Origin of the sequence: Mizugakiibacter sp. (assembly GCF_039680435.1) — a bacterium.
In the GTDB taxonomy this organism is placed as follows: Bacteria; Pseudomonadota; Gammaproteobacteria; order Xanthomonadales; family Rhodanobacteraceae; genus Mizugakiibacter.
The window spans coordinates 50111-67742 of sequence record NZ_JBDKSX010000029.1 but is presented as its reverse complement, the minus strand read 5'-3'; the positions used below and the strand labels follow the sequence as shown (position 1 = coordinate 67742).

Here is a 17632-nt window from a genome sequence, read left to right as displayed (position 1 = left end):
CCATGCTCATCTTCAAGTTGGCGCTGGTGGCGGCGGCGGTGGTGATCCCGTTCGCGGTCACCGCCGCGCTGGCCGCCGCGTTCGCGGCGCTGGCGCGGCTGCGTCCGCGCGCTTCGCCACTGGCGCATCCCGCGCCCGCGGCGGGCGATTGCCGGCGCCGGCAGCTCGCGCGGCTGGAACGCCAGGCGTGGATGTGGCTCGCGCCGACCCTGATCGGCGCGGCGCTGCTCGCGCTGCTGTGGCTGTGGTTGCGCGGCACGCAGGCGCGCACGGACGTCATGGCGAGTGCGCGCGACCTGCTGCCGCTGGGCGTTGCGGTGCTGCTGCTGGCGCTCGGCCTGGCCGGGATCGGGCGCGTCGCCGCGCTGCGCCGGCGCCTGCAGCACGCGCTGACCGCCGAGCTGATCACCGCGCAGTCCCTGCACGAGCTGGCCCGGCGCGATTGCGTGGTGTTGCACGACGTCGCCGGCCAGGGCGGCGCGCGCATCGACCACGTGGTGGTGGCGCCGTCGGCGGTGTACGCGGTTGCCACCGGCAGCCGCCTGCTGGCGCGTCCCGGAGGCTCGGCCGAGGTGCGCTACGACGGCGAGCGCCTGGCGTTCCCGGTGTGGCAGGAGGTGCAGCCGCTGCGCGATGCGCGCGCGCAGGCGCCGTGGTTGGCGCGTTGGCTGGCGGGCGAGGTGGGTGCGGTGCCGGTCGTGCCGGTGCTGGCGCTGCCGGGCTGGAAGGTGCGCGACGCGGCGCCCGTCGGCGCGGTGCGCGTGATCAATCCGCGCGACTGCGGGTTCATGGCGGAGCCGCCGGCGGCCCCGCTGCCCGCCGAACTGCGCGCGCGCGTAGCGGCGGCGCTGGCGAGCCGCGTCGCCTGAGCGGCTTGTGCGGAAAAAAGCGGGGCCGGCACCGCCGGCCCCCGGTCCCCGCGCGCGCGTGGTGCGCCTCAGCGCTGCTGCACGAGGGTGATGTTGCCCTTGTCGTCCACGCGCACGATGTCGCCCTTGCGCAGGTTGCCGGCATCCTCGACGTTGACGTCGACCATCTTGCCGTCCCACATCCTCACGCTGACCTGGTACGCACCCTTGGTCTTGCCCTCGCCGATCTTCTTGCCCGCGTAGGCGCCGCCGGCGACGCCGGCGACGGTCGCGGCGGTCTTGCCCTTGCCGCCGCCGACCTGGTGGCCGAGCAGGCCGCCCGCGACCGCGCCGATCACCGCGCCGGCGGTGCCGTGGTCGGCGGTCTGGCTTTGCGTGTAGGTGACCTGCTGCACGACGCCGCAGTCGTAGCAGCGCACGTACATGCTGCCGTCGCTCTTGGTGATCACGTCCTCGGCGGCGGAGGTGGGGGCGGCGGCACCCGCGCCGAGGGCGGCGACGAGCGCGATGGCAAGCACGGATTTCATGTTCATGGCGATCTCTCCTCAGGGGGGCGGGCGCAGCGCGTCCGCGTGCGTCGAATCTAGCGCCGATTCGCTGAATGGGGAGCCATGGGCCGCGGCGCCCGATGTCCGCTCCCGGCAGGTCTCCGGGGCGCGTCCCGACGGCCGCCTGGACGGCCGTCCCGACCGCCCCGGACGGGGCGCGGAGCGCCGCTTGCGCGGGGAGCTGCGAGCGGCGCGGCGGGCCGGCCGCAGGCCGTTTCCGGCGGGCCGCGCGGGGCTTCGCCGGACGCACTTGACACTGTCGATTTCTCAAAAAGCTTGGGCTATAGTGCGCGCGCTGTGTTTGCACGGTCACAAGTGCATCGTGGCCCGATGCAGCGCCGATCTCCGATCACGCTCCATCGCTTCACACCCTGTGTCTACCTGCACACCAGTAGCCGGCGGAAATCGCGAGACATCCGCCTAGTCTTGTAACGTTTGGAGATATCCCATGTCGGATCGTCAGATCGGCACCGTGAAGTGGTTCAACGAGGCCAAGGGCTTCGGCTTCATCAGCCGCGACAACGGCCCGGACGTGTTCGTGCATTTCCGCGCGATCACCGGCACCGGTTTCCGTACGCTGCAGGAAGGCCAGAAGGTGAGCTTCAAGGTCGTGCAGGGCCAGAAGGGCCTGCAGGCCGACGAAGTCGCCCCGGCCTGATCGACCGCGCGTCCGGTCACCGCGCCCCGGGCAGCTCCGCTGCCCGGGGCGTTTCTTTTGGTCCGTCCCCCGACCATGGGAGCGGCTTCGGCCGCGATTCCGGGGTGGCGACCCAGGGCTGAAGCCCGCGCCCGCGGGGTGGGGCGATCCGCGACCGAAGCCGTCCCCTCGCTGCGGAGAAAGACCTCTCTTTCGGAGCCACTGCGCGGCGCGCGCAGACGCGGACCATGCACGGGTGCGCCCACCGCGTTCTGCTAGGCTGCGGCGGCCGGCGGCGCGCCGGCGTGCCGGAAGGAGCGTTCCCATGCGGATGCATCGACGCGCGCAAGCGCTGGCCATGGCCGGCATGTTCGTGCCGGCGCTCGCCCTCGCCGCGCCCTGGGCCGCATGGGAGGTGCCGGCCGGCTACCGCGAGGTCGCCGGCGGCGACCATGCGCGCGCCTACGTCCGCGCCGGCGACGATGCGGCGCATCCGGCCGAGCGCCTCGACGTGCGCATGGTCGAGGTGCCGCCGAGCGAGCCCCTCGGCGACTGGTTCGCCGCGCTGCGCAAACAGCGCGAGGCGACCTGCCCGGCGCTGCAGGCGCAGCCGGGGGCGTCGCGCCTCGATGCGGTGCCGGCGACGCTGCGGGAAATGTGGCACTGCCCGCGCGACGCGCGCAGTGGACGTGGCGAGGTGGCCGTGCTGAAGGCGATGCGCGACGGCACCCGCGTCTGGCTGGCCAGCGCCATGCGCGAGTACCCGCCGTTCGAGGCCGGCAAGACGCCGCTGCAGAAGGCCGAGCTGGCGCGCTGGACCGTGTTCGAGCAGAGCCTGGCGCTGTGCCGCGACTACACGGGCGCAGCCGTCTGCATGGGCGACCCTGCCGCGCTGGGCGCGGCGAAAACGATCGCGCCGACGCCCGACGAAGCCGTCGCGCTGCGCCGCGCCGAATCGCGCGGCCGCGAAATCTACCGGCAGGATCGCCTGGCCTGGAAGGCCGGCGACGCGCTCGGCAAGGCCGGCCACCTCGACAGGAACACCCGCGTGAAGGGCTGGATCGCGCTGCCGGGCGCGCGCGATGCGGGCGACGTCTACTTCCTCGGCGGCGACGCGCAGGCGCCGCTGCCGCTGTGGGTGGTCAGCTTCGACGCCGCCGGCACGGCGCGCGTGCGCGCCGGTCGTGCCGACGACCTGCGCCGCGACGATCTCGCCGCGCGTTACCGCGCCCGCCAGTCCGCGCTGGCGCTGCAGGCGAAGCCGTGCACGCCGGCACTGGGCAGCGCCGTGCTGCGTGCCGAGGACGGCCAGGGCTGGCTGGTCTACACGCTGGCGCGCGGCGCCGACGCGGATACGGTGTGGATCGGCGGGCACACGCGCTTTCGCATGGCGCCGGACGCCGCCACCACGCTCAATGCCGAGCCGCTGCCGGCGGGCTGCGGGCACATCGGGCGCAGGGATGCGAACGGCAGGGCGTACAGCGTGCTGCAGATGGCGCAGCCGGAATCCGCGGTGCCGCTGGAGACGTTGATCGCGCAGCAGCTCGACGCCGGCCTGCCGTTCCTGGTGGCGACGCCGGAGGCGGTGTGGCGGGTGGAAGGCGGCCGCGTGCGGAAGCTCGACGTGCGCGCGCGCAACCGCCTGCCGGAAGCGCGCTGACGCGCGCGCGAGGGAGGCGGCGCCCCGACTCAGCCCGTCGATTCGAAGCGCGCGCGCAACTGGCGCGCGCGCCGGCCGCGGTTCAACACCGCCGCGATCAGGTGGCGCGGCAGCACCGGCTTGGTCAGGAAGTCGTCGCCGCCGGCGGCCAGTGCCTGGAAGCGGGTGTCGGCCTCGTGGTCGCCGGAGATGAACACGATCGAGGTGAACTCGGTGTCGGGCTGCTCGCGGATGCGCGCGGCCATCTCCAGGCCGTCCAGCTCCGGCATGTACAGGTCGAGCAGCACCACCTCGGGCGCGAACGCGGCGATGTCGGCCAGCGCCTCGCGCGGGTCGGAGTGCAGCCGCGTGGCGACGCCGGCGTGGCGCAGCACGCTCTCGCAGAACATCGCCTGGCTGCGGTCGTCGTCGATCACCATCACGCGCAGCGGATCGCGCTTCCAGCTGCCGAGCAGGCGGGCGATGCGCGCGGCCAGCGCGGGCAAGTCGGCGTCCGCGGCCAGCGCGTGGTCGGCGCCGGCGCGCAACGCCTGCATGCGCGTCGCGGTCTGCGCATCGCGCAGCAGCGCGATCAGCAGCGGGCGCTGCGCGTCGCCGCCGAGGCGCGCGCCCTGGCGCGCCAGCGTGTCGAGCGCGCCGGCGTGGCTGGCGTCGACCAGCACGCCGTGCATGCCGGCCGGCGGCGACGCGCGCAGCACGGATTCTGCGCTGGCATGCGCGACCACGCCGATGTCGTGCGGCGCCAGCTCGATGCTCAGCTCGGCCACCAGCGCGGGATCGTCGGTGAGGCACAGCAGGGTGGCGCCGGCGACGGGCGCGGCCAGCGTGACCGGCGCGGTCAGCGCGGCCAGCGCCTCCTCGGCGGCCGCGGCCGGTTCGACCTGCTCGCCGGCCAGGCCGCACGCCATGCGGTGCATGCTGGCGAGCTGCGCGGCGTCCGGCGCGTGGCCTTCCTCGACGAAGTAGCACAGGTACACGGTCAGCTCGACCGCGGCGATCGCCAGCGTCTCGTCGCCGGCCGCGTCGGCGGCGTTGGCGATGCGGTCCAGATCCTCGTGCAGCGCCGACGCGACGTCCTGCGTCCACGGCCCGCGCAGCAGCGGTTCGAAACGCCGCGCCCAGTCGCAGGCGCGGGCCCGCACGTCGCCGTCGAGGCGCAGCGCGACTGAATTCATGGCACGATCCCCTGTAGCGCCGGCGTTCCCGAATGCAGCACGTGCCGGTCGCCTGCAAGTTTCGCACGGGTACCACAGCCGACCCAGCCGCGCATGGCCGACATTGCCGAATCCGTCACACTTTTGCCCGCGACGGTCGCGACCGTGGGCGTGCGCACGCGCGACGGCGCCGGCGCCGAACTGCGCGTGGTCGCCGCGGATGCGGCGCCGGCGCGCGCGCTGCTCTGGCTGCCGGCGCTGGGCGTCGGTGCGCATCACTACCTGCCGCTGGCGCAGGCGCTGGCCGCGCGCGGCGTGGCGGTGGCGCTGCACGAATGGCGCGGCACCGCCAGCAGCAGCCTGCGCCCGCGGCGCGGCTGCGACTGGGGCTACCGCGAACTGCTGACGCTGGATCTGCCGGCCAGCCTGGCCGCGGCGCGTGCCGCGCTGCCGCAGGCGCGCTGGGCGCTGGGCGGGCACAGCCTCGGCGGCCAGCTTGCCGCGCTGCGCCTGGCGCTGGCGCCGGACGAGGCCGACGCGCTGGTGCTGGCCGGCTCGGGTTCGCCGTACTGGCGCACGTTCCCGCGGCCGTGGGCGTGGACGGTGCGCGCGGCGCAGAGCGTGCTCCCGCTGGTCGCGCGCCTGCGCGGCCACTATCCGGGGCGGCGCTTCCGCTTCGCCGGCGACGAGGCGCGCGGCGTCATTGCCGACTGGGCGGCCAGCGGGCGCAGCGGCCGCTATGCGCCGGCCGCGCTGGCGGACGACCTCGAAGCCGCGCTGCGCCGGCTGGTGCAACCGGTCTACGCGTTGCGCTTCGCCGACGATCCGCTAGGCCCCGCCGCCTCGCTGCGCTGGCTGCTCGACAAGCTGCCGGCCGCGCCCTGCCGCAGCGACGCGCTGGACGCCGCCGCGCTCGGCTGCCGCGCCGATCATTTCGCCTGGTTGAAGCAGCCCGATGCGGTCGCCGCGCGCATCGCGCACTGGCTGCGCGAGGTCGTCGACGCCGACAGCCTCAGCGCGGCGCGTTGAGGCGCCGCACGATGGCGGTGATCAGGCGGCGCGGGGTGACGCGCACGCTCTGCGCCAGCAGCCGGTTCGCCAGGCCGGGCACGTACACGCGCCGGCCGCGCCGCATCGCGCGATAGCCCTGCGCGGCGACCGTGGCGGCGTCGAACAGCGGCAGCACGCGCAGCAGGCCGATCCTGCCGATCGCCGCACGCGCCTGGAACCCCGAATGGGTCGGCCCCGGGCACAGTGCGGTGACGGTGACGCCGTCGGCCGCCAGCTCGTCCGCCAGCGCCTCCGAGAACGACAGCACATAGGCCTTGGTGGCGTAGTACACCGCCATGTACGGGCCGGGCTGGAAGGCCGCCGTCGAGGCGACGTTGAGGATGCGCCCGCGGCGCGCGATCAGCCCGGGCAGCAGGCGCTTGGTCAGCGCGGTCAGCGCCAGCATGTTCAGGCGCATCATCGCCAGCTCGTCGTCGAGGCGGGTGTCGGAAAACGCGCCGTACATGCCGACGCCGGCGTTGTTGACCAGCGCGTCGACGGCGAGGCCGCGCTCGCGCAGCGCGGCGACCACCGCATCGACGCCGTCCTCGCGCGACAGGTCGGCGGCGACGGCGGCGATGCGGACGCCGTAGCGCGCGCCCCAGTCGGCGGCCAGCCGCGCCAGCGCGTCGGCGCTGCGCGCGACCAGCACCAGGTCGTGGCCGTCGCGCGCGAAGCATTCGGCGAGATGCATGCCGATGCCGCCGGAGGCGCCGGTGACGAGGGCGGTGGGGCGGGTCGAAGCGTTCATGCAGGTGTCCGGTTCAGCTGCAGGCGCGTTCGGCGGCGTCCACGAAGGCACGCAGCGCCGCCAGCGCCGGGTCGATGGTCAGGTAGTGGAAGTTCTCGCGGCCCTCGCGGCGCACGCCGAGCAGGCCGGCGTCCTTGAGGACCTTCAGGTGATGCGAGATCGCCGGCCGCGACAGCGGGGCGGCGTCGGCGATGGCGTTCACGCTGAGCTCGTCATGCTGCGCCAGCAGCAGCACGATGCGCTGGCGCTGCGGATCGCCCAGCGCGTGGAACAGCGGCGCGCAGGCGGTGAAGCCGGCGACGGCGCGGTCGAGCGGATGGAAGCGGCGCGGCATGCGTTTATGCGTTTAAACGTTCAAACACGTTTACGCATTGTGCACGCGGCGCTGGCGCCGCGCAAGCCTTGAAGGTAGCGTCGCGGGCTCCACCTGCACGTGCGGCCAAACCGCACGGAGATTGCCCATGCACCTGTTCGCGCCTTTCCGCCTGCGCACGCTGGAGCTGCGCAACCGCATCGCGGTATCGCCGATGTGCCAGTACTCGGCGACCGACGGCGTGCCGGACCACTGGCACCTGGTGCATCTCGGCAGCCGCGCGGTCGGCGGCGCCGGCCTGGTGCTGACCGAGGCGACCGCGGTGACGCCGGCAGGGCGCATCTCGCCCGGCGATACCGGCATCTGGAACGACGCCCAGGCCGAGGCCTGGCGACCGATCGCGCGTTTCATCGCCGATCAGGGCGCGGTGCCCGGCATCCAGCTCGCCCATGCCGGGCGCAAGGCCAGCACGGACGCGCCCTGGCGCGGCGGCGGCCCGCTCGACGCGGCGCAGGGCGGCTGGACGCCGGTGGCGCCGACGGCGCTGCCGTACGACGCTGGCTATCCGCAACCGCTGGCGCTGGATGCGGCGGGCCTCGACGCGGTAATCGCGGCGTTCCGCGCGGCCGCGCTGCGGTCGCTGGACGCCGGGTTCAAGCTGATCGAGGTGCACGCCGCGCACGGTTACCTGCTGCACCAGTTCCTGTCGCCGCGGTCGAACCGGCGCGCGGATGCCTGGGGCGGCGGCTTCGACAACCGCGTGCGCCTCGCCTGCGAGGTGGTGGGCGCGGTGCGCGCGGTCTGGCCGGAGGCGCTGCCGCTGCTGGTGCGCATCTCCGCGACCGACTGGGTCGAAGGCGGCTGGGACATCGAACAGAGCGTCGAGCTGGCGCGCCGGCTGAAGGCGCTGGGCGCGGACCTGATCGACGTTTCCAGCGGCGGCCTGCTGCCGCGCGTGCAGATCCCCGCCGCGCCCGGTTACCAGGTGCCGTTCGCCGCGCGCATCCGCCGCGAAGCCGGCGTCGCGACCGGCGCGGTCGGGCTGATCACCACGCCCGAGCAGGCCGAGCGGGTGGTCGCCGACGGCGACGCGGACATCGTTTTGCTGGCGCGCGAATCGCTGCGCGATCCCTACTTCCCGCGACGTGCGGCCCGGGCGCTGGGCGCGAAGCTGGTGCCGCCGCCGCAGTATTTGCGCGCCTGGTGAGCCGCCGCGCGCGGGTTCCGCGCGGTGCGCGAAAGCGCGATGATGGAGCGCCGCCACGCGAGACCCGGGCGATGAACGACGCGCCGCCGTCGCAACCGATCCTGATCGAAGGCCGCCTGCACGATCTGGGCGACGGCTTCATGGTGCGCCGGCTGCTGCCGCACATGCGCGCCAGGCTGGTCGGACCCTTCGTCTTCTTCGACCACATGGGGCCGGCGCGGCTGGCGCCGGGGCAGGGCATGGACGTGCGCCCGCACCCGCACATCGGCCTGGCCACGGTGACGTTCCTGTTCGAGGGCGTGGTCCGGCACCGCGACAGTCTCGGCTGCGTGCAGGACATCCTGCCGGGCGACGTCAACTGGATGACCGCCGGTCGCGGCATCGTGCACTCCGAGCGCACGCCGCCGCAGGCGCGCGCCGCGGGCAGCGCGCTGCACGGCATCCAGACCTGGGTGGCGTTGCCGCGCGAAGACGAGGAAATCGAGCCCGAATTCCACCACCACGCCGCCGCGACCCTGCCCGGCGTCGAGCGCGCCGGCGTGCGGCTGCACCTGATCGCCGGCGAAGCCTATGGCGAGCGCGCGCCGGTGCGGGTGTTCGCGCCGATGTTCTACCTCGGCGGCGAACTGGACGCCGAGGCGACGCTAGACCTGCCCGCCGAGCATGCCGAGCGCGGCGTCTACGTGGTCGACGGCGAGGTCGAGATGGGCGCACGGCCGCTCGCCGCGGCGCAGATGGGCGTGCAGTTCGGCGGCGCGCCGCTGCGCCTGCGCGCGCGCCGGCCGTCGCGGCTGATGCTGTTCGGCGGCGCGCCGCTCGGCGAGGACCGCTTCATCTGGTGGAACTTCGTGTCCAGCTCGCGCGAGCGCATCGAGCGCGCCAAGGCCGACTGGTCCGGCGGGCGCTTCGCGCCGGTGCCGGGCGAGCACGAATTCATCCCGCTTCCCGAACGTTGAGCCGGAGACGCGCCATGGCCGGGTTCGCCAGCTTCCGCGAGTTCTACCCCTACTACCTTTCCGAACACGCCAACCGCACCTGCCGCCGCCTGCATTTCGCCGGCAGTTGCGTGGTGCTGGCGGTCGTGGCGCTGGCCGCGCTGCGCGGCGACGCGCGCTGGCTGCTGCTGGCGCCGCTGGCCGGCTACGGTTTCGCCTGGGTCGGCCACTTCGCCTTCGAGAAGAACCGTCCGGCGACGTTTCGCCATCCGCTGTGGAGCCTGGCCGGCGACTGGGTGATGTTCTGGCAGATCCTGCGCGGCAAGGTGTCGATCTGACCGTCCGGCCGCGTCGGCCGTGACCTCTGCCCCATGCCTGCGGCACGCGCCGCGGCGCTATGCTGGCCCAATGCCCGTCGATGGCCGTCCGGGGACGGGGCGACGGGGCGATCGCGCCGCAGGAGGCCCGCGGGCCGAGCGGCTCAGCACGGGAGGATGCACCGATGCGTTCACGCATATGGCTTGCGGCGCTGGCGCTGCTGGTGGGCAGCGCGTCCGCGTACGCGCTCAGCGCCGACGAACTGATCGCGAAGAATGCCGAGGCGCGCGGCGGCCTCGACAAGCTCCACGCCATCAAGACCCTGCGCCTGCAGGGCACGCTGACGGCCGGTGACGATTTCCAGCTCGCTTACGCGCAGATGCAGAAACGCCCGGATCGGCTGCGCATCGAGGCCAGCGTGCAGGGGCTCACCCTGGTGCAGGCCTGGGACGGCGCGCAGGGCTGGCAGATCCAGCCGTTCGAGGGCCGCAAGGATCCGGCGACGATGTCCGCCGACGACGCCAAGGAGCTGGCCGAGCAGGCCGACATCGATGGCGCCCTGCTGGGCGCGAAGGCCGCCGGCGCCAGCGTGCGCTACCTCGGCACCGAGGACGTCGACGGCACCGAGGCGCACAAGCTCGAAGTGAAGCTGAAGAACGGCGACAGCTACACCGTCTACCTCGACCCCGATTACTTCCTGGAGATCCGCGAGGTCGCGCGGCGCAGCGTGCGCGGCGTGCCGGTCGAGACCGAGACCGACTACGGCGACTACGAGAAGATCGCCGGGGTGTACTTCCCGTTCGCGATCGAGACCGGCAGCAAGGGCGCCAGCCGGAAGCAGAAGATCAGCATCGACAAGGCCGAGGCCAACGTGTCGCTGGACGACGCGATGTTCGCATTCCCGGCCGCCGCCGGCGCCAAGCACTGAGGGGGACGGACCATGCGCATCCATCTGACTGCGGCCGTCGCGGCCGCACTGACGTTCGCCGCCGTCGCGCCCGCCGCCGAAACCGGCAAGGTGCATTTCGACAGCGGCGCCATCTCCGGCCTCGGCGCGCGCAACATCGGCTCCGCCACCATGAGCGGGCGCATCGCCGCGCTGGCCGCGGTCGACGCCAAGGACGGCAAGACCACGCTGTACGTCGGCGCCGCCAGCGGCGGCGTGTGGAAGTCGCTCGACGGCGGCACCACCTTCAAGCCGGTGTTCGACAAGCAGCCGGTGCAGTCGATCGGCGCGATCGCGGTCGATCCGCAGCATCCCGACACCGTCTGGGTCGGCACCGGCGAGGCGTGGACGCGCAACAGCGTCTCGGTCGGCGACGGCATCTACAAGTCGACCGACGGCGGCGAAACCTGGACGAACACGGGCCTGCCGAATTCGGAGCGTGTCGCGCAGATCCTCGTCGATCCGCGCGACGGCGACACCGTGTACGCGTGCGTGCCAGGCAAGCTGTGGAGCGACTCGGCCGACCGCGGCCTGTATCGCACCCGCGACGGCGGCAAGAGCTGGAGCCTGGTGCTGAAGGGCGCCAACCTGTCCACCGGCTGCGCCTCGGTCAGCCTCGACCCGAAGAACCCCGACGTGCTGTTCGCCTCGTTGTGGGATTTCCGCCGCAAGGGTTGGACGTTCCGCTCCGGCGGCGTATCGCCGGATGCGTCCAGCGGCAGCGGCTTGTATCGCAGCGCCGACGGCGGCAAGAGCTGGACCGAAGTCACGCCGCAGGCGAACGCCGGCTTCCCGGCCAAGCCCTATGGACGCATCGCGGTGTCGATCGCGCCGTCCAGGCCGGACGTGGTCTACGCCTTCGTCGAATCGACCAAGTCGGCGCTGTTCCGCTCCGACGACGGCGGCAAGACCTGGCAGCGCCGCGACGACAGCCAGGCCATGGTCTGGCGTCCGTTCTACTTCGCCACGCTGATCGTCGACCCGACCGATCCGGACCGCCTGTTCAAGCCGGATCTCAACCTGATCCAGAGCACCGACGGCGGCAAGAGCTTCAGCGACGTCAGCGGCAAGGCGCACGGCGACTTCCACGCGGTGTGGATCGACCCGCGCAATCCCAAGCACGTTTTCGCCGGCGACGACGGCGGCCTGTGGCAGTCGTTCGACGGCGGCAACAAGTGGTGGAAGCAGGACAACCTGCCGGTGTCGCAGTTCTACCACGTCAGTGTCGACGGCGCCGACCCGTACCGCGTCTACGGCGGCCTGCAGGACAACGCCGCCTGGGTCGGCGACAGCGCGTATCCGGGCGGCATCACCAACAGCCGCTGGGAGAACATGTACGGCGGCGACGGCTTCTGGATGTGGGAGGATCCGGCCGATCCCGACTACATCTACGCCGAGGCGCAAGGCGGCTTCATCGGCCGCATCAACCGCCACACCCACCAGGTGCGCTTCATCCAGCCGCAGGCCGGCTACAAGGAAAAGCTGCGCTTCAACTGGAACACGCCGATCGCGCTCAGCCCGAACGAGAAGGGCACGATCTACATCGGCGCTCAGTTCCTGTTCCGCTCGCGCGACCACGGCCAGAGCTGGGACCGCATCTCGCCCGACCTCACCAGCAACGATGCGGAAAAGCAGAAGCAGGAGCAGTCCGGCGGCGTCACCGTGGACAACTCCGCAGCCGAGATGCACACCACGATCTACTCGATCAGCGAGTCGCCGAAGCAGGCCGGGCTGATCTGGGTCGGCACCGACGACGGCAACGTGCAGTTGACCCGCGACGGCGGCGGGCACTGGACCAACGTGGCGAAGAACGTGCGCGGCGTGCCCGCGCACGCGTGGGTGTCGTGGGTGCAGGCGGGCAACTTCGATGCCGGCACGGCCTACGTCGCCTTCGACCGCCACACCTTCGGCGACATGGCGCCGTACATCTACAAGACCACCGACTATGGCCGCAGCTGGACGGCGATCGTCACGCCGAAGGACAGCAAGGGCCTGCGCGGTTACGTGCACGTGATCAAGGAGGACACGGTCAAGCCGGAGCTGCTGTTCGCCGGCACTGAGTTCGGCCTGTGGATCTCCATCGACGGCGGCCGCCAGTGGGCGCAGTTCAAGGGCGGCAACTTCCCCGACGTCGCCGTGCGCGACCTGGTGGTGCAGCCGCGCACCTCGGATCTCGTGCTCGCGACCCACGGCCGCGGCATCTGGATCGTCGACGACATCACGCCGCTGCGCGAACTCGATGCGAAGACGCTGGCGTCCGAGGCGACCTTCCTGCCGGGGCGCCCGGTGCAGCAGCGCATCGAGGCCTGGGGCGGCTGGCCGGAAGGCGACGCCAAGTTCAGCGGCCGCAATCCGCCGGACGGCGCGGTGATCACCTACTACCAGAAGAGCCGCCACCTGTTCGGCAAGCTCAAGGTCGAGGTCCACGACGCCGACGGCAAGCTGGTCGATACGCTGCCCGGCAGCGTGCGCCGCGGCATCAACCGCGTGACCTGGAACATGCGCGTCAAGCCGCCGCGCGTGCCGCCGGCCGCCGCGCTGGCGCAGTCGGCCGTGCAGGGCCCGCGCGTGCTGCCCGGCACCTACACCATCAAGCTGGTGAAGGGCGACAGCAGCATCACCGAGAAACTCGACATCGGCCTCGACCCGCGCGATCCGTTCACGCTGGCCGACCGCAAGGCGCAGTTCGAGGCGGCGATGCGCGTGCACCGCATGTTCGGCGACATGACCGACCTGGCCTACCGCATCGTCGCCGTGCGCGACGGCGCCAACCAGCGTGCGGCGGCGGCCAAGGGCGACGCCGTGCTGGCGAAACAGTTGACCGACCTGGCCGGCAAGGCCGATGCGATCCGCAAGGAAGTGGTGGCCACCACCGAGGGCGGCGCGATCACCGGCGAGGAGCGCCTGCGCGAACACCTCGACCAGGTGTACGGCGCGATCGTCGGCTACGAAGGCCGGCCGACCGACTACCAGCTCGCGCGCGTGGACGCGCTGCAGCGCGAGATGGACGACGTCGCCAAGTCGTTCGACGCGCTGCGCCAGGGCGACCTGGCCAAGGCCAACGCGGCGTTGGCCGGCAAGGGGCTGCAGCCGATCGCGGTGCCCGAGCACGCGCCCGCGGATGCCGGCGGCGGTGCTGCGGGCGGCGGCATGCGCGAGCCTGATCGCGACCGCGGCGCGCCCTGGGACGACGATTGAGGCAATCCGGGGCGGCACGGGCGGCGCAGCGCGCCGTCCGTGCCGATCCGCGATCCGCCGGTCCGCTCAGGCAACGTTCTCCAGCGCCGCCGGCTCGCCCCGGCGCTGCCGCCGCGCGCCGCTCCAGTCGGGCAGCTCGACTTCGCCGCGCACGGCCGACAGCGTCTCGACCAGGCGCTCGGCCTCGGCGTCGCTCATGCCGGCGTTCAGGGTCAGGCGCAGCAGCGAGCGATTCTTCGCCGTGGCCGGCGCGCAGAAGATCGAGCCGAACACGCCGTGCGCCTCGAACACGTCGCGCACGTGCATGGTCAGCCGCTCGGGGCCGATCTCGAAGCCGATGATCTGCTCGGTGCCGTTGGCGATCGGATAGCCGAGCGCGGTCAGCGCCGTGCGCACGCGCTGGGTCACCTGGCGCAGGCGGTTGCGCCGCCAGCCCTCGGCCTGGATCACGCGGTGCGCGGCGGCGATGCCGGCCAGCTCGTGCGGCAGCAGGGTGGAGCTGAAGATCGCCGGCAGCGACTCGCTGGCGAAGTACTCGCGGAACCCGGCGGGGCAGGCGACGAAGCCGGCGCGCGCGCAGTAGGTCTTGGCCAGGCTGACGGTGCGGAAATGCACGCGGTCGCCGAGGCCGAGGCTGGCGACCAGGCCCTCGCCGCGGCTGCCGTGCGTGCCCAGCGAGTGCGACTCGTCGACCACCAGCACGCAATCGTGGCGCGCGGCGATGTCGGCGTAGTCGGCCAGCGGGCACAGCGCACCGGTGGTGCTGTAGACCGCGTCGACCAGGATCACGCCCGGGCCGTTGCGCAGGATCTGCCGCTCCAGATGCTCGGGATCGTTGTGCAGGATCGCCACCGCGCGCGCGCCGGCGCTCTTCACGCCTTCCCACAGCGAGGCGTGCGCCAGCATGTCGACGTAGACCGGCGTGCGCACGTCGGCGATCGACTGCACCAGGCCGACGTTGGCGTTGTAGCCGGACTGGCAGAGCATGCCCTCGGCCGCGCCCATCGCGGCGGCCAGCTCCTGTTCCAGCCGGCGCATCGGGTCTTCCGCGTGCTGCAGGAAGATGCCCGACATCATCATGCCGTTGCCTTCGGCTTCGAGCGCGACGCACTGCGCGCGCACGATCTCGGGATGGCGGGTGATGGCGAGGTAATCGTTGCTCTGCAGCACCAGGTCGCCCGGCTTGGGCAGGCTGCCGAGCATGATGTGCTTGCCGCCCCAGGCGATCTGCACGCGCTCGCGGCGGAAGCGTTCCACGCGTTCGCGCAGCATTTCGGGCAGCGCCGGCGCGGCCGGGCGCGGCGTGCCGGGGTGGATGGCGACTACGGTTTCCGGCGTGGCCGGAGCGGGGCTGATGACGTCGAGCATGGCGGTGGTCCTCTCACGGGTGCGGATCGCGGAAAAGCCGTCCATGGCCTCGAGCCCTGCAGGCGGAAGCAGGACGCAAGCCGCTCCATGCCTGGCGCGGCCAAAAGTGAGAGGCGGTAGTCAGCGCGTGGCGTCGGGGCCGAGGCGCATCCCCAGGTTGTCTTGGTCCTGCAACCAGGTCCGGTAGGGCTTGACCATGTGCAACTGGAAGCGCTCGACCCGGTCGATCAGGCTGTAGTAATACCACCGATCGCCCTTGACTGCCGTAGCCGGGTGCAGGCAGGCCGCCGGATTGGCCAGGGCCGGGGTGTAATAGCCGTCTTTGCTGCCGAACCAGGGCACCGCGTCGCCGTCCCTCAGCGCGGCCAGCACCTCCTGCGGCGCGCCCAGCTCCTCGGCGATCTCGTAGTGGGCGCGCAGGTCGTCGTCGGTCTGTACCAGCAGGAAGCGGCCGCGGCCGAAGGCGTCCAGCAGCAGCAGGCCGGTCGGGTTGCAATGAACGTAGCTTTCGGCAGGCTGAAAGTCGGCGGTCATGTTGGCGAAGGCGCGCCGGAAGGCCGGGTCGCGCAGGAAGCCGAAATCGCCCAGCGCCAGGGTCTCGGCGACGAACGCCCCGGCGCGCTCGAAATAGCGGTGCTGCAGCTCGCGGATCGCGCTGGCCAGGCGCGGGATCGCGTGCGGATCGTTCTTGCGGATGAAGCGGTCGATGACGCCGGCGTTGAACGCCTCGATCGCGACCGCGTCGTCGGCGCGGCCGGTCAGCAGGATCTTGCCGATCTGCGGGTTGTCGAGGCGCTGGCAGAACGCCACGCCGTCCATCTCCGGCATCACGTGGTCGACCACCGCCACCGAGACTTCGGCAAACCGTTCCGGGTCGTAGGCGATGCGGTGGATGGTGTCGACGTCGAGGGCGACCAGCTCCTGCCGGCGCGATGGCTGGTCCTTCCAGCGGTACAGCCAGCCGCCGCCCGGCACCGACCGACTGGCGCTGGCGCCCAGCGCCGCCAGCGCGCGCCGCGGCGAGCTGTAGGTGCGCACGTGCAGCATCGGGTCGAGCAGCAGCGGCACGACCTCGAGGTATTCCTCGTGGTCGTCCACGAACATCGTCGTGGTCGGAAAGTGGAACGGCAGGATCGGACCCGCGATCACCGGCGTCATAGCGGCCGTACCTCGTCGTCGCGGGGGAATTCAAGCACGAATTCGGTGTATTCGCCCAGTCGCGAATGGCAGCGGATCGACCCTTGCATGCGTTCCATGGCCGCGCGCGAGTAGGCCAGGCCGATACCCATGCCCATGCCGCGGCCGCCGTTCTCCGAGTGCGAGAAGAAGCGATCGAAGATGCGCGGCAGCACGTCCGGCGGGATGCCGGGGCCGGTGTCGCGCACCAGGATGTGGTTGACCTCGTCGCGTTGCCGCAGGGAGATGCCGATCTCGCCCTTGCCGGCGCGGCCGGTCTGCAGCAGCGCGTTCTTGATCAGGTTGAACAGCACGTGCACGACCAGCAGCTCGCTGCCGCGGAACACGAAGTCGGTGCCGTCGTCGGCGAAGCTCACGCGGTCGCGTTCGATGCGCGAGCCGAACGGATAGCGCTCCAGCGCCTCGCGCACGCAGTGGGCGGCGGACACGCGCTCGGGGCGCACCTCGTCGATCGGCCGCGACGCCACCAGCAGCATGTCGATTGCGGTGTTGGCGTGGGTGACCTCGCGCTCCATCGTGTCCAGGCCCTTCTCCAGCCCCTGCAGGTGGGCCAGGCGCAGCTCCGGCACGGCCAGGTTGGCCTCACGCGCAATGCGGTGCGTCTCCAGCAGGATCGGCAGGTAGCGGCGCACCGCCTGCGCGGCCACGCGCACCGAGGCCAGCGGGGTGCGCAGCTCGTGGGCGATGTTGTTGGACGAGGCGGTCAGCGCATCGACCCGCGCCTGCTGGGTCATCTGGTGCGACAGGCTGGAGACGCCGCCGCAGACCACCGCGAACAGCAGCACCGGGATGTACACGATCAGGTTGGACTCGTGCAGCGGCGGATGCGAGGTCAGCGCCAGCGCGAGCAGCGCCAGTGCGGTGCCGACCAGGCTGGTGACCACGAAGCCGGCCACGTCGAACAGCAGCAGGATCAGGAACACGGCGGCGAGGTGCGACATCACCCACGGCGCGGTGGCGCCGTTGCGCAGCATCATGTAGGTGAAGAAGAACGCCAGCGCGTAGGTGATCGTGGCGTACCAGTACAGCGGCAGCCACGGCTTCAGCCGGCGCGGCCAGTGGCGCACGAACGCCAGCGGCAGGAACAGCGCGCTGCCGAGCAGGCGCATCGGCAGGTTTTCGTAGGGCTGCGGGAACAGGTCGGTCCACACCAGGTAGTACAGCGGGAAGCCGAGCCCGCCGACCCACGCCATCGCCACCATCTTCGGCTCGGAGTAGCGGGTGCGCTCGAACATGCTGCTCTGCAGGCGCGTGAAGGCGCGGCGCAGCATCCAGCCGACCAGTCGCAGCTGGCGCAGCCTCAAGTCGCGTTGGCCTCGTTCGCCGTTCATCGCCCTCCTCGCGGCCGTATCCCGGCATGCGCGCGGCGCGCGTCTTCCGGGCTCGCGGATACTAGCCGTGCGTGGGCGCGCTTCGCCGTGTCGCAAGCCACGACGCGAAGCCCCGGACGATCAGCGGTGGTCGCGTTGGCGGGCAGCGCT

Annotated in this window: 16 protein-coding genes; 9 read left to right on the top strand and 7 right to left on the bottom strand. The window is 72.2% G+C overall.

From position 1 onward, the window contains the following. Window positions 1–2: 2 nt before the first annotated feature. Window positions 3–869, top strand: a complete 867-nt coding sequence (locus tag ABFC67_RS03510) for a nuclease-related domain-containing protein (protein WP_346736659.1) — start codon at window positions 3–5, stop codon at window positions 867–869. A 68-nt stretch (window positions 870–937) separates the two neighbouring features. Here ABFC67_RS03510 and ABFC67_RS03505 read toward each other — a convergent pair whose 3' ends face one another. After that, entirely contained in the window at window positions 938–1402 is a 465-nt protein-coding gene (locus ABFC67_RS03505; RefSeq protein WP_346736658.1) for a glycine zipper 2TM domain-containing protein, read from the bottom strand. Window positions 1403–1865: 463 nt separating this feature from the next. Between ABFC67_RS03505 and ABFC67_RS03500 the strand changes: the two genes are divergently transcribed. Next, window positions 1866–2075 (top strand): cold-shock protein, encoded by a 210-nt coding sequence (locus ABFC67_RS03500; RefSeq protein ID WP_346736657.1) that lies wholly within the window; start codon window positions 1866–1868, stop codon window positions 2073–2075. A gap of 304 nt (window positions 2076–2379) precedes the next feature. Continuing rightward, window positions 2380–3714 (top strand): hypothetical protein, encoded by a 1335-nt coding sequence (locus ABFC67_RS03495; protein ID WP_346736656.1) that lies wholly within the window; start codon window positions 2380–2382, stop codon window positions 3712–3714. 29 nt (window positions 3715–3743) lie between these two features. Here the strand turns inward: ABFC67_RS03495 and ABFC67_RS03490 are convergent, their stop codons facing one another. After that, window positions 3744–4889, bottom strand: a complete 1146-nt coding sequence (locus tag ABFC67_RS03490) for a response regulator (RefSeq protein ID WP_346736655.1) — start codon at window positions 4887–4889, stop codon at window positions 3744–3746. Between the two features lie 93 nt (window positions 4890–4982). Between ABFC67_RS03490 and ABFC67_RS03485 the strand changes: the two genes are divergently transcribed. Then, the gene (locus tag ABFC67_RS03485) at window positions 4983–5897 is read left to right on the top strand and encodes an alpha/beta fold hydrolase (protein WP_346736654.1); all 915 of its coding nucleotides are present in this window, start codon (window positions 4983–4985) and stop codon (window positions 5895–5897) included. Here the strand turns inward: ABFC67_RS03485 and ABFC67_RS03480 are convergent. Together ABFC67_RS03480 and ABFC67_RS03475 are read right to left on the bottom strand one after the other, a co-directional pair. Then, complete coding sequence (locus tag ABFC67_RS03480; protein WP_346736653.1) at window positions 5881–6669, bottom strand: SDR family oxidoreductase; 789 nt, start codon at window positions 6667–6669, stop codon at window positions 5881–5883. The genes ABFC67_RS03485 and ABFC67_RS03480 overlap by 17 nt on opposite strands. Window positions 6670–6682: 13 nt before the next feature. After that, on the bottom strand, window positions 6683–7003 hold the full coding sequence (locus ABFC67_RS03475; protein ID WP_346736652.1) for a metalloregulator ArsR/SmtB family transcription factor: 321 nt from the start codon (window positions 7001–7003) through the stop codon (window positions 6683–6685). Between the two features lie 127 nt (window positions 7004–7130). On the opposite strand from ABFC67_RS03475, the gene ABFC67_RS03470 reads away from it, so the two are divergent. The 5 genes from ABFC67_RS03470 to ABFC67_RS03450 all read left to right on the top strand — a co-directional run bounded on the left by ABFC67_RS03470 (window position 7131) and on the right by ABFC67_RS03450 (window position 13586). Next, complete coding sequence (locus tag ABFC67_RS03470) at window positions 7131–8189, top strand: NADH:flavin oxidoreductase/NADH oxidase (RefSeq protein ID WP_346736651.1); 1059 nt, start codon at window positions 7131–7133, stop codon at window positions 8187–8189. Window positions 8190–8260: 71 nt separating this feature from the next. Next, window positions 8261–9145 carry a pirin family protein gene (locus ABFC67_RS03465; protein ID WP_346736650.1) on the top strand — a complete coding sequence of 295 codons (885 nt, stop codon included), beginning with the start codon at window positions 8261–8263 and terminating at the stop codon, window positions 9143–9145. Window positions 9146–9159: 14 nt separating this feature from the next. Further along, window positions 9160–9462 (top strand): DUF962 domain-containing protein, encoded by a 303-nt coding sequence (locus ABFC67_RS03460; RefSeq protein ID WP_346736649.1) that lies wholly within the window; start codon window positions 9160–9162, stop codon window positions 9460–9462. A 164-nt stretch (window positions 9463–9626) separates the two neighbouring features. Next, window positions 9627–10370, top strand: a complete 744-nt coding sequence (locus ABFC67_RS03455; RefSeq protein WP_346736648.1) for a hypothetical protein — start codon at window positions 9627–9629, stop codon at window positions 10368–10370. A 12-nt stretch (window positions 10371–10382) separates the two neighbouring features. Then, window positions 10383–13586, top strand: coding sequence for a hypothetical protein (locus tag ABFC67_RS03450; protein ID WP_346736647.1), 3204 nt, complete (start codon window positions 10383–10385; stop codon window positions 13584–13586). Window positions 13587–13652: 66 nt separating this feature from the next. On the opposite strand, the gene cqsA is transcribed toward ABFC67_RS03450, so the two are convergent. The 3 genes from cqsA to ABFC67_RS03435 form a co-directional block, all read right to left on the bottom strand. Next, entirely contained in the window at window positions 13653–14954 is a 1302-nt protein-coding gene (gene cqsA / locus ABFC67_RS03445; protein ID WP_346736646.1) for an alpha-hydroxyketone-type quorum-sensing autoinducer synthase, read from the bottom strand. Between the two features lie 120 nt (window positions 14955–15074). Beyond that, a complete protein-coding gene (locus tag ABFC67_RS03440; protein ID WP_346736645.1) occupies window positions 15075–16112 on the bottom strand; it encodes a hypothetical protein in 1038 nt (345 codons plus the stop codon). Continuing rightward, window positions 16109–17482 carry a HAMP domain-containing sensor histidine kinase gene (locus ABFC67_RS03435; RefSeq protein WP_346736644.1) on the bottom strand — a complete coding sequence of 458 codons (1374 nt, stop codon included), beginning with the start codon at window positions 17480–17482 and terminating at the stop codon, window positions 16109–16111. The genes ABFC67_RS03440 and ABFC67_RS03435 overlap by 4 nt, the downstream gene beginning before the upstream one ends. Window positions 17483–17632 lie beyond the last annotated feature (150 nt).

Bases quoted from the DNA above. Each gene is read 5' to 3' on its own strand.
- ABFC67_RS03510 (WP_346736659.1), top strand. From the start codon at position 3: ATGCTCATCTTCAAGTTGGCGCTGGTGGCGGCGGCGGTGGTGATCCCG.
- ABFC67_RS03505 (WP_346736658.1), bottom strand. From the start codon at position 1,402: ATGAACATGAAATCCGTGCTTGCCATCGCGCTCGTCGCCGCCCTCGGC.
- ABFC67_RS03500 (WP_346736657.1), top strand. From the start codon at position 1,866: ATGTCGGATCGTCAGATCGGCACCGTGAAGTGGTTCAACGAGGCCAAG.
- ABFC67_RS03495 (WP_346736656.1), top strand. From the start codon at position 2,380: ATGCGGATGCATCGACGCGCGCAAGCGCTGGCCATGGCCGGCATGTTC.
- ABFC67_RS03490 (WP_346736655.1), bottom strand. From the start codon at position 4,889: ATGAATTCAGTCGCGCTGCGCCTCGACGGCGACGTGCGGGCCCGCGCC.
- ABFC67_RS03485 (WP_346736654.1), top strand. From the start codon at position 4,983: ATGGCCGACATTGCCGAATCCGTCACACTTTTGCCCGCGACGGTCGCG.
- ABFC67_RS03480 (WP_346736653.1), bottom strand. From the start codon at position 6,669: ATGAACGCTTCGACCCGCCCCACCGCCCTCGTCACCGGCGCCTCCGGC.
- ABFC67_RS03475 (WP_346736652.1), bottom strand. From the start codon at position 7,003: ATGCCGCGCCGCTTCCATCCGCTCGACCGCGCCGTCGCCGGCTTCACC.
- ABFC67_RS03470 (WP_346736651.1), top strand. From the start codon at position 7,131: ATGCACCTGTTCGCGCCTTTCCGCCTGCGCACGCTGGAGCTGCGCAAC.
- ABFC67_RS03465 (WP_346736650.1), top strand. From the start codon at position 8,261: ATGAACGACGCGCCGCCGTCGCAACCGATCCTGATCGAAGGCCGCCTG.
- ABFC67_RS03460 (WP_346736649.1), top strand. From the start codon at position 9,160: ATGGCCGGGTTCGCCAGCTTCCGCGAGTTCTACCCCTACTACCTTTCC.
- ABFC67_RS03455 (WP_346736648.1), top strand. From the start codon at position 9,627: ATGCGTTCACGCATATGGCTTGCGGCGCTGGCGCTGCTGGTGGGCAGC.
- ABFC67_RS03450 (WP_346736647.1), top strand. From the start codon at position 10,383: ATGCGCATCCATCTGACTGCGGCCGTCGCGGCCGCACTGACGTTCGCC.
- cqsA (WP_346736646.1), bottom strand. From the start codon at position 14,954: ATGCTCGACGTCATCAGCCCCGCTCCGGCCACGCCGGAAACCGTAGTC.
- ABFC67_RS03440 (WP_346736645.1), bottom strand. From the start codon at position 16,112: ATGACGCCGGTGATCGCGGGTCCGATCCTGCCGTTCCACTTTCCGACC.
- ABFC67_RS03435 (WP_346736644.1), bottom strand. From the start codon at position 17,482: ATGAACGGCGAACGAGGCCAACGCGACTTGAGGCTGCGCCAGCTGCGA.